This window comes from Candidatus Filomicrobium marinum (genome assembly GCF_000981545.1).
GTDB classification, from domain to species: domain Bacteria; phylum Pseudomonadota; class Alphaproteobacteria; order Rhizobiales; family Hyphomicrobiaceae; genus Filomicrobium; species Filomicrobium insigne.
Genome location: NZ_LN829119.1, coordinates 389,195 through 402,926 on the forward strand (window position 1 = coordinate 389,195; position 13,732 = coordinate 402,926).

10 protein-coding genes are annotated in these 13,732 nt (G+C 55.5%); 3 read left to right on the plus strand and 7 right to left on the minus strand.

Going from position 1 to position 13,732, the window contains the following annotated elements; all coding sequences use genetic code 11:
- Window positions 1–281: 281 nt before the first annotated feature.
- Genes YBN1229_RS01835 through YBN1229_RS01845 form a run of 3 tightly spaced genes read left to right on the plus strand, consistent with a single transcriptional unit; the run spans window position 282 to window position 5,319 of the window.
- On the plus strand, window positions 282–1,439 hold the full coding sequence (locus YBN1229_RS01835) for an efflux RND transporter periplasmic adaptor subunit (RefSeq protein ID WP_052743611.1): 1,158 nt from the start codon (window positions 282–284) through the stop codon (window positions 1,437–1,439).
- Entirely contained in the window at window positions 1,439–4,510 is a 3,072-nt protein-coding gene (locus YBN1229_RS01840; RefSeq protein ID WP_046476062.1) for an efflux RND transporter permease subunit, read from the plus strand. The genes YBN1229_RS01835 and YBN1229_RS01840 overlap by 1 nt, the downstream gene beginning before the upstream one ends.
- A gap of 53 nt (window positions 4,511–4,563) precedes the next feature.
- Window positions 4,564–5,319: a class I SAM-dependent methyltransferase gene (locus YBN1229_RS01845; RefSeq protein ID WP_172655218.1), complete on the plus strand. Its 756-nt coding sequence runs from the start codon at window positions 4,564–4,566 to the stop codon at window positions 5,317–5,319.
- Between the two features lie 28 nt (window positions 5,320–5,347).
- On the opposite strand, the gene YBN1229_RS18485 is transcribed toward YBN1229_RS01845, so the two are convergent.
- The 7 genes from YBN1229_RS18485 to YBN1229_RS01880 all read right to left on the minus strand — a co-directional run bounded on the left by YBN1229_RS18485 (window position 5,348) and on the right by YBN1229_RS01880 (window position 13,619).
- Window positions 5,348–5,848, minus strand: a complete 501-nt coding sequence (locus YBN1229_RS18485) for a GNAT family N-acetyltransferase (protein ID WP_052743612.1) — start codon at window positions 5,846–5,848, stop codon at window positions 5,348–5,350.
- On the minus strand, window positions 5,845–7,704 hold the full coding sequence (gene nhaA / locus YBN1229_RS01855) for a Na+/H+ antiporter NhaA (protein ID WP_046476065.1): 1,860 nt from the start codon (window positions 7,702–7,704) through the stop codon (window positions 5,845–5,847). Before nhaA ends, YBN1229_RS18485 begins: the two co-directional genes overlap by 4 nt.
- A gap of 370 nt (window positions 7,705–8,074) precedes the next feature.
- Window positions 8,075–9,547: a methyl-accepting chemotaxis protein gene (locus YBN1229_RS01860; protein ID WP_046476069.1), complete on the minus strand. Its 1,473-nt coding sequence runs from the start codon at window positions 9,545–9,547 to the stop codon at window positions 8,075–8,077.
- Window positions 9,548–9,782: 235 nt separating this feature from the next.
- Window positions 9,783–12,095, minus strand: coding sequence for an ABC transporter substrate-binding protein (locus YBN1229_RS01865; protein ID WP_046476072.1), 2,313 nt, complete (start codon window positions 12,093–12,095; stop codon window positions 9,783–9,785).
- Between the two features lie 246 nt (window positions 12,096–12,341).
- Window positions 12,342–12,665, minus strand: coding sequence for an MmcQ/YjbR family DNA-binding protein (locus tag YBN1229_RS01870; RefSeq protein WP_046476077.1), 324 nt, complete (start codon window positions 12,663–12,665; stop codon window positions 12,342–12,344).
- Window positions 12,666–12,681: 16 nt separating this feature from the next.
- Window positions 12,682–13,212 (minus strand): SRPBCC family protein, encoded by a 531-nt coding sequence (locus tag YBN1229_RS01875; protein WP_046476079.1) that lies wholly within the window; start codon window positions 13,210–13,212, stop codon window positions 12,682–12,684.
- A 59-nt stretch (window positions 13,213–13,271) separates the two neighbouring features.
- Window positions 13,272–13,619 (minus strand): ArsR/SmtB family transcription factor, encoded by a 348-nt coding sequence (locus YBN1229_RS01880; RefSeq protein WP_046476084.1) that lies wholly within the window; start codon window positions 13,617–13,619, stop codon window positions 13,272–13,274.
- Between the last annotated feature and the right edge of the window lie 113 nt (window positions 13,620–13,732).

The window sequence follows — 13,732 nt, forward strand, 5'->3', positions numbered from 1 at the left end:
GGCAGGTTTCGAGGCAGAAAATCGAAACGTGTCAGGGCGTGGCGGGACAGCAACATGGCTGTTGGTGTTCGACGTGGACGCGTTATCCCGGGTTGGTAGGACAAGTGGATTGGGGCTACTGAATTTGACCGGGGTGTAAGGAAAAAGATGAAATCGAGCGACGGAAACGGGGCGTCGCTTACGTTCCACGTTCACCAAACATATTGGCGCATCCGTTCTTCGGCATGTGCTATATTGGCGGCTGAACCCGTGCCTCTGGCCGCTGAGGAGGGTCTTCGTCGATGCGAAAATTCTGGCTATGGTCTACAGCGCTCCTGATTGCGGGTGGAGCTGCCTATGTGGCCGTGTCTCAGAACATCGTGAAGGTCCCACCCGAGATCTGGGCCGCGATCAAGGCTGAGACCAAGGATAGCGAAGCCAAAGCGGCTCCTGCCACAGGTGCGATACGTTCAGCGATCACTGTCGAAAGTGGTCAATCTCGCACGATATCTCGAACGCGCGATCTGCGGGCGATCGGAACGCTACGATCTGATGAATCTGTAAAAATTGCACCCGAGATTGCTGGACGGGTCGTTACTGTCGGCTTTGCCGAAGGACAGGCCGTCAAGCAGGGCGACATTCTCATGAAGCTCGATGACGCATTGGCGCAGGCCGAATTAGCGGACGCAGAGGCACGCTATGTTTTGGCTCAGGCTAATAACGAGCGTGCGAAAGCTCTCTCTAAAACCGGTAACGTCACTGAAAAGGCGCAGGACGAAGCCAAGGCCAATCTGCGGACTTCCGGTGCTGCCGTAGACCTTATGAAAGTCCGGCTCGACAAACATACAGTGCGCGCGCCGTTTGATGGGATTGTTGGGATACGGCAGGTGTCACCAGGTGCCTTTATTACGGCAGGGACGACCGTGGTGAACCTTGAGAAGATCGATCAACTTAAGGTCGACTTCAGCTTGCCGGAGATTTATCTCGCTGAAATCAGTACAGGCCAGACGGTCGACCTTCGCGTTGATGCGCTGCCTGGAAGGGGCTTCCAAGGTAAGATTTACGCGATTGACCCAATGGTTGACGTCAATGGGCGGTCATTGACGATCCGTGCTCTTGTTCCAAACGGTGATGGTGAGCTTCGGCCTGGTCTGTTCGTACGAATCATCGTGAAGGGACGAATCGAGCGACAGGTGGTCGTGGTTCCGGAAAGTGCTGTGGTGCCGCGGGCTGGCGAGAACTACGTCTACCGGATCGACGATGGCAAGGTGGTCGAGGCCAAAGTCAAATTGGGGGACCGCGCCAACGCTGAGGTGCAAATTCTCGAGGGGCTTGCCAGCGGAGCTACCGTCGTGACGGCGGGGCAGCAAAAGGTCAAGAACGGTGCCTCAGTGAAAGTGGTCGAGACGCGTGGATCTATCCCGCTTCAGCCTAAGACCACTCTTCGCCAGGGCAGCTGATGGGCACCTTCGCGTTTTTTATTCAACGGCCGGTTTTTTCGACAGTGATGAGCCTCGTGCTCATCCTTCTCGGCATCGTGTCCTACGGCCGACTGACCGTTCGCGAGTATCCGAACGTCGATGAGCCCGTGGTTTCGGTTTCGACGACATATCCTGGCGCATCTGCGACGATTATCGAAACTCAGGTGACGCAGATCTTAGAAGGCTCCATTGCTGGAATTTCCGGAATCGACGTTTTGGAGTCTACAAGCCGGTCTGAATCGAGCCGTATCACGGTCCGGTTCCGTTCTGATGTCGATCAAGACGTTGCGGCCAGTGATGTTCGCGATCGTGTTAGCCGCGTTCGGCGACGTTTGCCGGATGAAATCGAGGAGCCGACGATCTCGAAGGTCGAGGCGGACGCACGTTCGGTCATGTACCTCGTCTTCACGAGTCCGCAGATGTCGGCGTTGCAAATTACTGACTATGTCGACCGTTTTATTGTCGACAGACTGAAAAATCTCAACGGTGTGGCTGACGTCGTTATTTTCGGCGAACGACGATATGCGATGCGTATCTGGATCGATCGCGAACGTTTGGCTGCGTTTGACCTCACGGTGCAAGATCTTGAAGCCGCGCTTCGCGCGCAGAATGTTGAGCTTCCTTCGGGGCGGATTGAAAGTCAGGATCGGGAATTCTCCGTCCTGTCGCGCACGGGGCTCGTGACGCCGGATCAGTTCGGCGACATCGTGATCAAGCGGACCGAGGGCCATCAAGTCAAGATGCGCGAAGTTGCCCGCATTGCGCTCGGTGCTGAAGATGAGCGGCGCGACGGGCGCTACAATGGCGAACCTGCCATCGTGGTCGGTATTATCAAACAGGCCGTAGCCAATCCACTCGATGTCTCGCAAGCTGTACGTGGCGTGTTGCCTGAAATGAATCGGTCTTTGCCTAACGGGATGACGGCGGACATTGGCAATGATGATGCGGTGTTCATCGACCGCTCCATCAAGGCCGTTTACATGACGATTGGCGAAGCCATCGCGCTTGTTGTTGTGGTGGTCGTTTTCTTCCTGAGGTCGGCGCGGGCTTCGATCATCCCAATCGTAACCATTCCAATTTCGTTGATTGCGACCTTCACGCTGATGTTCGCGCTGGGGTTCAGTATCAATACGTTGACGTTGCTGGCTATGGTGTTGGCGATTGGGCTGGTGGTCGATGATGCAATCGTCGTGCTGGAAAACATCTACCGCCATATAGAAAGTGGCATGAAGCCTGTCGCGGCTGCAATCAAGGGCACCCAGGAAATTGGTTTCGCCGTGGTTGCGATGACGTTGACGCTTGCAGCCGTATATGCGCCCGTGGCGTTTGCGCCGGGTAAGACGGGCAAGCTGTTCCTCGAATTCGCACTTACACTCGCAGGCGCGGTGCTGGTTTCCGGTTTTGTTGCGCTGACGCTTACGCCGATGATGTGCTCGAAACTGCTACGACATGAGGCCAAGCCAGGGCGCATTTCGGCGGCGTTGGAGCGTGGTCTTGTTGCTTTTGAGGCCGGTTATCGGAGGGTTCTTTCGGCGTCGCTCAATGTGCGGCCGCTGGTGCTGCTGATTGCCGTCGGGGTTGCGGGCATGGCCGGGGTCTTCTTCTTATCGCTGAAGTCCGAACTCGCCCCGGTCGAAGATCGAGGTTCAATTCGTGTTCGCGGTGTTGGGCCAGAAGGTGCGACACTCGCATACACAGCCCGCTATTCCAGTGAAGTTGATGATATCTTCAAGACGTTGCCCGAGGTCCAATCACGGTTGGTGATCAATGGCACGCCTGAGGTGACGGGCTTCCTTGCGATCGGGCGCCTGTCGGATTGGAGCGAGCGGGAACGTACGCAGCAGGAAATGAGCAAGCAGATTGCGCCTGGCGTGCGTGCAATCCCCGGCGTGAGGGCGTTTGTGCAGGATCCCGGATCGTTCGGGCAGCGCGGATCTGCCCGGCCGGTGGAGTTTGTCATCCAAACTTCGGGGACGTACGAGCAGCTTGACGAGTACGTCAATCAGATGCTCTCTCGCATCGAGAAGTATCCGGGTCTTGAGAGCGTTGATACCGATCTCAAGCTCAACACACCTGAGTTCCGGCTTGAAGTGGACCGCGCCAAAATCAACGATCTTGGCATTGACGTGAACGTTGTCGGGCGGACCCTGGAGACCTTGTTGGGCGGACGCGAGGTGACACGTTTCGAGATGAACGGCGAGCAGTATGACGTCTATCTGCAGCTCGCGGCGTCCGACAGATCTTCTCCCGATGCGCTCAATACAATCTTCCTCCGGTCTCCTACAGGTCAGATGATACAACTCTCCAACGTGGTCAGCGTGAAAGAGGCTGTGGCTCCCAAAGAGTTGAAGCGGTTCAATCAGCTTCGGGCCGTTACAATTTCGGCGAACCTTGCCCCGGGATATGCGCTCGGTGACGGTCTTGCATTCCTGGAAAAAACGGCTCGTGAGATCTTGCCTGCCAATGTGCAGACGGATGTGAATGGTGAGAGCCGTGAATTCCGTTCGGCCGGCCAGAGCCTTGCGCTCGTCTTCTTGTTGGCTCTTGGATTCATTTATTTAGTCTTGTCCGCTCAGTTCGAGAGTTTTCGCGATCCGGTTATGATCATGATGACGGTGCCGCTGTCGATGACCGGAGCGCTGGGTATGTTGTGGCTTGGTGGCGGCACGCTCAACGTCTACTCGCAGATTGGCCTCGTCACCCTTGTGGGATTGATTACGAAGCATGGCATCTTGATCGTTGAGTTTGCTAACCAGAGGCAGATGGCAGGACTTGACCGGCGTTCCGCTGTGATCGAGGCTGCGGTGCTGCGGTTACGGCCCATCCTTATGACGACCGGTGCCATGGTGCTCGGTGCGTTGCCGCTAGCGATGGCCACGGGCGCCGGTGCGGAAAGCCGTCAGCAGATCGGTTTTGTCATCGTGGGTGGTATGACGTTGGGAACGATCCTAACGCTGTTTGTGGTCCCGACCGTTTACAGCTTGATGGGGCGTCGCCATGTGGAGGTGCCCGCAGCGCACGACGACCACGTTGCCGTTCCTGGTGAGTGAAGACCATCTGCGCGATGCAGACAGCCGGCCATCATCATTTGAGACATCCGAGCATGAGTAATCGTTACGGGACGCTCGCTGCATGGGTCTATCACGTTGATAAACCCATCGGGCATTCCTTTGGAGATATCGAGTTTTATCGTGAGCGGCTGGCTGGTTGCGAAGGGCCGATCCTCGAACCGGCAGTCGGGAATGGGCGTGCGATCATTCCTCTTATCGAGTCGGGATGTGATGTTGTTGGCTTTGACACCTCGGCAGATATGTTGGACTTCTGCCGCAAGGAATGTGCGGCCCGTGGCCTGAAGCCTTCGTTAAGCGTGCAGAGCTTTGAAAGCTTCGAGTATGACCGGAAATTTGAGGCCATCATTATTCCGGCTGGATCATTTCAATTGATCACCGAGGCGACGGTTGCGCGCTCTGTGTTATGTCGATTTCAGAGAGCACTCTCTCCCGGCGCACGGCTGATCGTTGATCTTGATCCCATCTCGAGTTTTGTAACGCCTGGGGCCCGCGTGCGGCATTGGCAAGTCGGCGATGATGTTTTGACGTTGCAGGAAGCCCGCGCCGAAACGGATTTCGTTCGCCAGACAACTGTTTCGCAGCTTCGTTACGAGCACTGGCGCAGTGGGCAGCTCGTTTCCGTTGAGTTGGATCTGTTCAGTTTGCGTTGGTGGGGAATTGTTGAGTTTGAATTGGCTTTGCGTGAGGCCGGTTTCACAGAGATCGTGATTTCCGGCGACTACCGACATGGTTTGATGCCCAAGAGCGACGTGCGAAGCATCACGTTTGAAGCTCGCATACCAGAATAGTGGGGCCCGATCGGGTTCGCAGTTCCCGTTATCTCAGATCCTTTTCCATGACGAAGTTTGTTAGCGCGATGCCGTTGCGGGTCACCGTCTGCGGTTCGATAACCTGCCAGCCCTGACGCAAGAAGAAGCTGCGGGCGAGATAACTCGCTTCTGTCCAGAGCTTTGTCAGGCCGTGGTCCGCGGCCTCAATGAGAATGGCTTCGTACAGCTTGCTCGTTATGCCTGAGCCCATGCGATCCGGAGTGACGAAGGCCAAGTCAATACATCCCTCGCGTGATAGCGACATGAAACCGACGATCTGATCTTCTTGTTCGGCCACCAGTGTCGTCTGAGATGTCAGGCGTTGGTGCCAACCCGACGGCTCAGGAACGGTCGGGGCCCAGGCTTGGCGTTGGGCATCGTTGTAATGATCGCGCGTGCCGAAATGGACCGCGTCAAAGAATATCTGCGCAGTCACGCCGAGATCCTTTTCCTGACAGCGGCGGATCAAGAGCAATTGATCTTTCGCGTGCGGAGGCTTCCCGTTCACGACTTCACCGCAGTACTGACATCCACTTCTTCGATGTCTGGTTTTGGTGCCGTTATGAGTAGTGCCACACCAATCGTTGCGGCTAGAATAGATGCTGCGAACACCGCAATCTTTGCTGCTGCGAAATCGGCTTGAACGGGAAATGCCTGGCCGGCGATGAATAGCGACATGGTGAAACCAATGCCTGCGAGGGCACCGGCACCCGCAAGCTGGCGCCAGGAATAGGCTGCGGGCTTCACTGCAAGTCCGGAACATACGGCAAGAGCTGCGGCCGATAGCATGCCGACGGGTTTACCGATCACAAGGCCCGATATTATCGCCAGCATCAGCGTTTCATGGCCAGTGATCACGTTCATCGACAGGGGAACTCCTGCGTTAGCTAGCGCGAAAATTGGAAGCACCAGATAGCTGGATCGCATGCCAGCGTGCCGCAAGAGACGGTCCGCCGGAGATTCCAACCGGTCGTGAATGGCTTCCAATGTACGCATAGCCATTGTCGAAGGGCCGTGGCGCAGGGCTTCTTTATTGCGTTGCGCCTCGTTTGCCATGATCGAATCTGCCTGAGCCATCAGGGCCTTGAGATTAGGTGGTGGGCGCGTCGGAATGAACAGCGCGAGTACGACTCCAGCCAGTGTTGGATGTAGTCCACTTGCGAGGACGCAGATCCAGAGGCCAAGTCCGATGATCATATAGGGGAACACGCGGTAGATACGGGCCCAGCTTAACAACGCCAGACCGCCCGTCAGCACAACCGCGGCGGCCATATATTCAAAGGACAGTTCGCCAGAATAGAACACGGCGACGACAACGATCGCGGCGATATCGTCGACGATGGCGGCGGCGGTCAGAAAAATGCGCAGTTCAATCGGTACGCGCTGCCCCATCATGAATATGAGCGCGACGGCGAACGCGGTGTCCGTCGCGATGGGTACGCCCCATCCGTGTACCCACGGGCCGGACGGGACAAAGAGCGCATAAATTAGAGCCGGCATAATCATTCCGCCGAGTGCGGCGGCTATGGGCAGGGCTGCAGACTTGCGTCCTGCGAGGTGTCCGACGGTGAATTCCCGTTTTATTTCCAGGCCGACAACCAGGAAGAAGATGGTCAAAAGGCCGTCGTTGATCCAGTGAAGCAGCGACATTCCAAAGCTTGCGCCGCCTAAACTCAGCGTGAGTTTTTGTTGCCAGAGGCTGAGGAATTCCGGCCCCATTTCGGAGTTGGTCAGAAACACCGCTAACACGGTCGCGAGTAGGAGCAGCAGGCCAGCTGAGGGGCCCCAGCTCACGAAATCGACGGCTGCGGCCGCGACCCTGTGCCCGAGGCGGCCAAACATGGCATCGGAGAACGAGCTTTCGTCCCAGGCGCCATCGTAGCGACGACCATTTATGAAAAATGTTGGTGTAAAGAGAACGCCGCTTGCCTGGGCGCTATTAATGTCGGCATCGACGCGCTTTTTCGCGCGGAGTTCAGAGCGTTCACTGTCTTCGGGTGTCTGATGTTCGAGATCCAGTTTCTCGGCGACGACGACCAGGTCTTCTTCTGTCAGCGTTTTGGAGCGCGACATCAATTCCATGTGCGCGTCCCAGAAGCGGATTGGGTCGGTTGTGCGCTCAACTAATTCCGCTGCGCGACGGGCTAGATCGTTGTCTGGAATTGGCTTGTGTCGGAAAACGTAGCGGAGACGGTCTCCGAGATCATCGCGCACATTTGCGATGCGATCGTTCGCTGCGCGGCAGTGCGGGCAGGCGTAGCTGCCATACTCGACGAGGGTAATTGGTGCTCCCGGAGGTCCCAGCACATGGTCGTAACGGGCATCGACAGAGCGGTTTAGCCGATTGCGCGTTCCTGTGGCCATGCGTCGTCCTCATTGCGAAGTCGGAAACACTCAGGTTGGCACTTGGGTCAGATTGCTGAACCGCGTGGACGGCCCACAAATTTTATTAGGCCGCATCGTTCGCGCTGTCACGATCTGATGGGTGATCTTGTTGTCACGTATGAGGGAGAGACTTGAGATTAGATGGAGCGGTTCGTCAGCATGCTTAGGTTGAGACATCCAGGAGGCTGGTTTTAAATAGGAGTTAACGCTCTAAGATAGATACCGAGCTTAAATTTCATTCAGCTGATGCTCGCCCGCACCAAAAAAGGCAGGGCGGCCCTAGCCGTCCTGCCATAAGGTGGGTGGGGGGATTATCGTTGGAGGCGTTTTTGGGAACGCCCCGGGAGGGTCAGGCAACAAGCGCTTTCGACGCGTCCAAAACCTTGTGTGCAGACTGATTAGCTTCTCGCGTGACTTCCAGGATTTTTCCCATGTTGTCGGTAATGATCTGAACCCCGGCGGCCGCTGTTGTCATGTTGGACGAGATCTCTTGAGTCACAGCGCCTTGCTGTTCGATCGCTGCTGCGATGTCCGAGGAGATGTCGCTGATTGAATTAATCACGTCGGTGATGTCTTTGATCGCCTTTACGGCCTCGGCGGTGCCGGACTGTACGGTATCAATTTGGTTTTCAATTTCGGCGGTCGCTTTTGCTGTTTGGTTGGCCAGCGCTTTGACTTCGCTTGCGACTACGGCAAAGCCCTTACCTGCTTCCCCGGCACGGGCCGCCTCGATTGTGGCATTCAATGCAAGCAGGTTCGTTTGCCCCGCGATGGAGTTGATGAGGCTAACAACCTGCCCGATGCGATCAGCTGACCCCGCGAGTCCCCCGACAATCTGATTGGTGCGGCTTCCAAGCTCGACCGCTTTTTGTGTGATCTTGGCAGCGTCATCCACGCGGCGGCCGATTTCCATAACCGAGCACACGAGTTCCTCGGCGGCGGACGCGACAGCCTGCACGTTGGCTGAGGTTTGGTTTGACGAGGTGGCCGCACTCTCCACCTCAACGTTGGTGGCTTGAATTGCGTTCGTAACCGTTCCGAGGTCGACATCGATTGTTTGCTTGATCGCTGCTTTGAGGGCGACCTGTTTGGAGATGTCCGTGCAAAATTTTACGACCTTGTAGGGCTTGCCCGAGGGGTCGAAAATTGGATTGTACGTGGCCTGCAGCCAGATCTCTTTGCCGTTTTTGCCGATGCGCTTGTATTCGCCGCCTTGGAACTCGCCGCGGTTCAGCGTTTCCCAGAATTGCCGGTAAGCCGGGCTGTTGCGATCGGCATCCGTTACGAACATCCGGTGATGCTGCCCTGTGATTTCGTCGAGGGCGTAGCCGGTCGTTGCAAGGAAGTTGGGGTTGGCTGTGATGATTGTACCGTCCAGATTGAAATGGATGACGGCGTTGGATTTGTTTATCGCGGCGATCTGGCCGTCCTGGTCGGCTGCCTTAAGTTTGCGTTCCGTTACGTCGGAGCAGAACTTCACAATTTTGTAGGGTCTTTTGCTGGAGTCGAGGAGCGGATTGTAGGTGGCCTGGATCCAGATTTCTTTTCCGCTTTTGCCGATGCGTTTGAATTCTCCAGATTGGAATTTGCCGCGATTTAGGCCCTCCCAGAAATTTCTATACTCGGCACCCGTTCGGTCTTTATCGGAAACAAAAATACTGTGGTGTTTTCCTTGAATTTCTTGGAGCGTATATCCGACGGTGTGAAGAAAATTTTCGTTGGCCGTCAGGATTGTTCCGTTCAAGTCGAACTCAATGACCGCTTGAGATTTGTCCAAAGCTTGAAGTTTTGCGAGCAACTCGCCGGACTTTGAGAATGACATTTGGACGATCCGTTCGCTGAAAGTTCAATCACGCGTAGGTTGTAATATATTGACGCGATTGTTAAGCGAGCCTTAACGCTGTAGTTGCGAATTGGGAAAAATTCCCTTCGACGACGAAAGGTGCCGTCTATGCCACTATGAATGGTGGCATGCAAAACTCTATGCTATTTGTGCCATTTCATGGGGTATTGTGATGACTCGCTTTTCTTAGGCTTATCCGTCAACCTTCGTAAGGCTAGGCGGGTGGGATCGATGTCATGGTGTGCACATAGTATGCGATGCCTACTACCAGTGCGGGTATTGCGCCGATGTGAATGAATTCGAGACTTCGTGAAAGCCAACGCCTGCTTGCGACCCGGTTGTTTATTCTCATGATTGAAATCACGATCATCAGGCTGACGAGCATGTAATCGAAAAGGAATATGCGATCCGAAAGCGTGGCTGTGTCTGAATCCAATTGCGGAAGCGATAGATACAGCGCGACGGCGGAAAGTAGAGCTGTCACCTGGATCGTAATGATTGCTTCGAAGTGTGATTGTGGAATGAAGATGGAGACGTAAGCGACGATAAGAATGAACGCCAAGGGTACGACAACCCTCAGGAAATAATCGGTCACCTCGCGCTTCATCATCCAAACGTAGCTGGCTTTGTAGAACGGTACGGCGCTGGGCTCGTGCGTGTATGCGTTCACGATCGGAACGTAGTCTTCGTCAATTCCGACATATTGGTCTTCGACGTTCCAATCATCCGATGCGACGGTGTGATCGCGTAGATCCAGGGGCGGCGGTTGGACGATAAATTGTGCATCATCGCTTTTGGGCTGGATTTCGATCGCAAAGCGCTGGGTATCAAACGGATAGGTTTCGAGGTCTGGCTGGAACAGGAAACGCCCGTTGACTTTGTAGACTTTCATCGTTGCGGGGAACGCATCGCTGCTTCCGCCGCCATGCAGTTCCTCGATGGTGATCTGGCGGCCGTTCGTACGCGGGTCGAGATACGCATTCGTGAAGTCAATTTTGTCTATGGATGCGGTGTCGGTTGCGTGCATCGACAGGTAGAATTCGGCGAAGAATGACCTCTCGTTTTCGTCGACGCGGTGTGCGCGGATCATGTCTACATCGACGTAGAACGTTTCAATCCGGCGAAATTCACCGTTTCTGACGCGCACGAACTGAACCGGGGCCAACTGTTTGCGCCCGAGGCCTTGCGGCAAAATCAGGATGAGTGGCGGACGTGAAGCCACGCGCGTTTGCGGGTCGAAAGACCAATTTTGGAAGCGTCCGCGATATGCGCCGCGACCGGTTGCGTACGTCGTCGTTAATGCGCGGACGATCGATAAATGTCGGGTAGGGAGGTCGGCGTCTGGCCCGGCCGCGCGCGCGGCCGAAGAAACGAGCGCGACCATGTCGGCGAACTTGCTTCCGCTGTTTATGGCGCGGAGGTTTGCATGTTCGAAGGGATCTCGGAAACTTCTTTCGGCCTCTTCTTTGCAGGACCCGTCAGCCCATCCCGGTGCGGTGGGATTTTTCTGACCTTCAAAAATCCAGGCACCTGGAGCGGCTTGGGTTGCGACGCGGCGCATGCGCTCGTTGTAGACCTCGGGAAGGTCGTCAGATGCAAGCTCATACATCGCGTTGGGGTAGGTATCGCGCGTTGCGCTGGACAGCCGGTCCAAGCTGCCGATCATGAAAATCGCGGGCGTGACACCCGCGTCGCGGATTTTATTGATCAGCGGTTCCGTCTGCGCGGATCCGACGGCGACCAGGATCAAGTCTGGTTGTTTGACTTTGAGATCCTCTGCGATCGCCTCCAGATCGGTGGGATCGAGTGTGTCGCCTTTCAGGAGTACGCGGTGGTCTGCGGTAATTCGATCCGGACCGAGTGCGGAGGAGACGGCATCAACCAAGGCCTTGTTATAGACGGCGTCATCTCTCACGACGAAGGCCACACGCTGAAAGCCCATTTGCGCGAGGAAGTGTGTAACGATGGGGGCGCGTTCTTCCTCCTGTGACGGGCGAGTGGAGAACACATTAGGCAGGTCTTTGAAGATGCCGTTCACTGATACGTCGGTTAGAAACGGCACATTACTTGCGCGAAGTTCCGGAGACATAGCTTCGAACAAAGCTTTACCCCGCGTCGAGCTGGAAAGACCGATTACCGCCAAGAGGTTTGGCAGTGCGAGGGCGGAGCGCATATTGCTGATGGTTTTCGTCTCTTCGAGGAAGTCATCGAAGAAATGGAGTGAGACGGGCCGGCCGCGAATGCCGCCGTAGGCGTTGATCCTGGCCTGTTCCTCGCCTGTGAGTTTGCGAATGGCTTCGACGTAGCCACGGCTATAGCACTCTTCAGTTCGGGTGCTGGTAAAGAGGGCGATATTGTAAGGTGGGCCTGCCGCGGCCTGAGCTTCGTCCTGTGCCCTGGCGGTGCCGGACGCCAAAAGGACGAAGAGCGCAATAACGATCAGTATGAAGAGGGCTAGGGGCAGTAGACTTCCGACGCGTCCCAGACATATTTGGCTCGCCGTTTTAGACTGGTCCGACGCGTACATATATATCCCCCCAGCGTGCCCACGGTGAGGACTGCTTCCGGTTCCCGTGGAGCAGCTCTGGCCGCTTGAGACGGCAAGTCATGGGCGTCCGATTTATTACTCCAACGGCCTAAGTATCAAAAGCGGTCTGTTGAGAGCTCTGCCACGGTATGATGGCATCGTGGCAAGGTTGCACCGTTTTTGAACCAAAGACCGTAATGGCGTCCTTTGAGCAGCGGAGGCCTCCGCTGGGGCTGGGGCAGGCCATTATCGACGTGGTTTTTTGGTCACGGCGTGCCGCCAGGCTTTTTGCAACGCTTCGCTTAGTTCTGCCTCGGAAAGTCTCGCCAGGTTTGCTGTGGTCCAGCCTTGTTGTCCCCACGCGTTGGGGACTGGGCTAAACGCTTCGTGATGAACCAAGCAGGTGAGCTCCTGTTCGTCGGGTGTAAATTTGAGATTTATCGTGAGCCCATCGGCGGCAAGCGTTGCGTAGTTTCGGAAAACCTTGAATGCCGTGCGGTCAAAATGGGGGGACGCGGTGGTTCCTTCCAGCGCTAGTGCGATCCGGTGCACATCTTCCGCTTTCGCCATGATCCATGCTCCGGTGTCAGGTCTCAGAGAGCTTTTTCAGGTTCTGTAGACCTCTTTCATAGTCGTTGCCAATCATCTCGTTTATGTCGATGAACACGCTAACGACCTTTGAGGCCAGAACCATTGGTCCGCGCATGCTCCAGGTTACGAGGGTCGCGTCGCCTTCAGGCTTCAATGTGAATTCAACTTCGTTCCGTGTTTCGAAAGGTCTGACAAAGCTCAGGCTCATCACGACTTTGTCTGGCGGAGACGATTCAGTGATTTCTAAACGGCCTTTTCCAGCTTCTTCGCCTTCCCAATCATAAGTGGCCCCTTCGCCACTTTCGGGGCCGCTGAACGTCCGCTGCATGTCTTTGATTTCGAACGGTGACCACGTGGTGAAGCGCTGTAGATTATTGATCATGGGAAAGATCTTTTCCGGCGTAGCCTGAATGCGTGCCGAACGCTCCACGTAAAATGTGTTTGGCTTGCTCATGGCGATGAGAAGGATCGTCGCGATCGGCACGAGGATGACAGCTGCGAGGGCGATCGCGATTTTTTTCAACATCTTTGTTTCCAGTGAAGTGGCTGCAACATATGAAGCTAACGATGCGTTTTCCTGTGGGCCTATGCTTCGTCACGCGGTTTTTCTGCTGCTTGCAACTCTTTTAAATAGGTGTCGAGGCAATCGAGGCTTTGTTCCCAAAAACCTCGATAGAGATTCAGCCATTCATCGATTTCTTTGAGTGCGTTTGGTTCAATCCGGCAGGGACGAGATTGGGCTTTGCGGCTTCGAGCGATCAATCCGGCACGCTCCAGAACCTTTAGGTGCTTCGAGACGGCTGGTAGGCTCATGTCGAAAGGTTCAGCGAGTTCGCTTACTGAGGTTTCGCCCATTGCAAGGCGCGCGAGGATGGCGCGGCGGGTGGGGTCTGAGAGCGCGGCAAAAGTTGCGCTAAGTTCGTCGGTATCCATTCTCATTTTAACTCTTTGGTTAAGTAACCTATTGGTTCGGTAACGCGGTTTAGGAATGGTGTCAAATGCGTCTGCTAACGCGCGTTCGCAGTGGTCCGCCTCTTTAGCGGAGA

Coding starts and splice junctions, on each gene's coding strand:
- YBN1229_RS01835 (WP_052743611.1), top strand. CDS start 282: ATGCGAAAATTCTGGCTATGGTCTACAGCGCTCCTGATTGCGGGTGGA.
- YBN1229_RS01840 (WP_046476062.1), top strand. CDS start 1,439: ATGGGCACCTTCGCGTTTTTTATTCAACGGCCGGTTTTTTCGACAGTG.
- YBN1229_RS01845 (WP_172655218.1), top strand. CDS start 4,564: ATGAGTAATCGTTACGGGACGCTCGCTGCATGGGTCTATCACGTTGAT.
- nhaA (WP_046476065.1), bottom strand. CDS start 7,704: ATGGCCACAGGAACGCGCAATCGGCTAAACCGCTCTGTCGATGCCCGT.
- YBN1229_RS01860 (WP_046476069.1), bottom strand. CDS start 9,547: ATGTCATTCTCAAAGTCCGGCGAGTTGCTCGCAAAACTTCAAGCTTTG.
- YBN1229_RS01865 (WP_046476072.1), bottom strand. CDS start 12,095: ATGTACGCGTCGGACCAGTCTAAAACGGCGAGCCAAATATGTCTGGGA.
- YBN1229_RS01870 (WP_046476077.1), bottom strand. CDS start 12,665: ATGGCGAAAGCGGAAGATGTGCACCGGATCGCACTAGCGCTGGAAGGA.
- YBN1229_RS01875 (WP_046476079.1), bottom strand. CDS start 13,212: ATGTTGAAAAAAATCGCGATCGCCCTCGCAGCTGTCATCCTCGTGCCG.
- YBN1229_RS01880 (WP_046476084.1), bottom strand. CDS start 13,619: ATGGATACCGACGAACTTAGCGCAACTTTTGCCGCGCTCTCAGACCCC.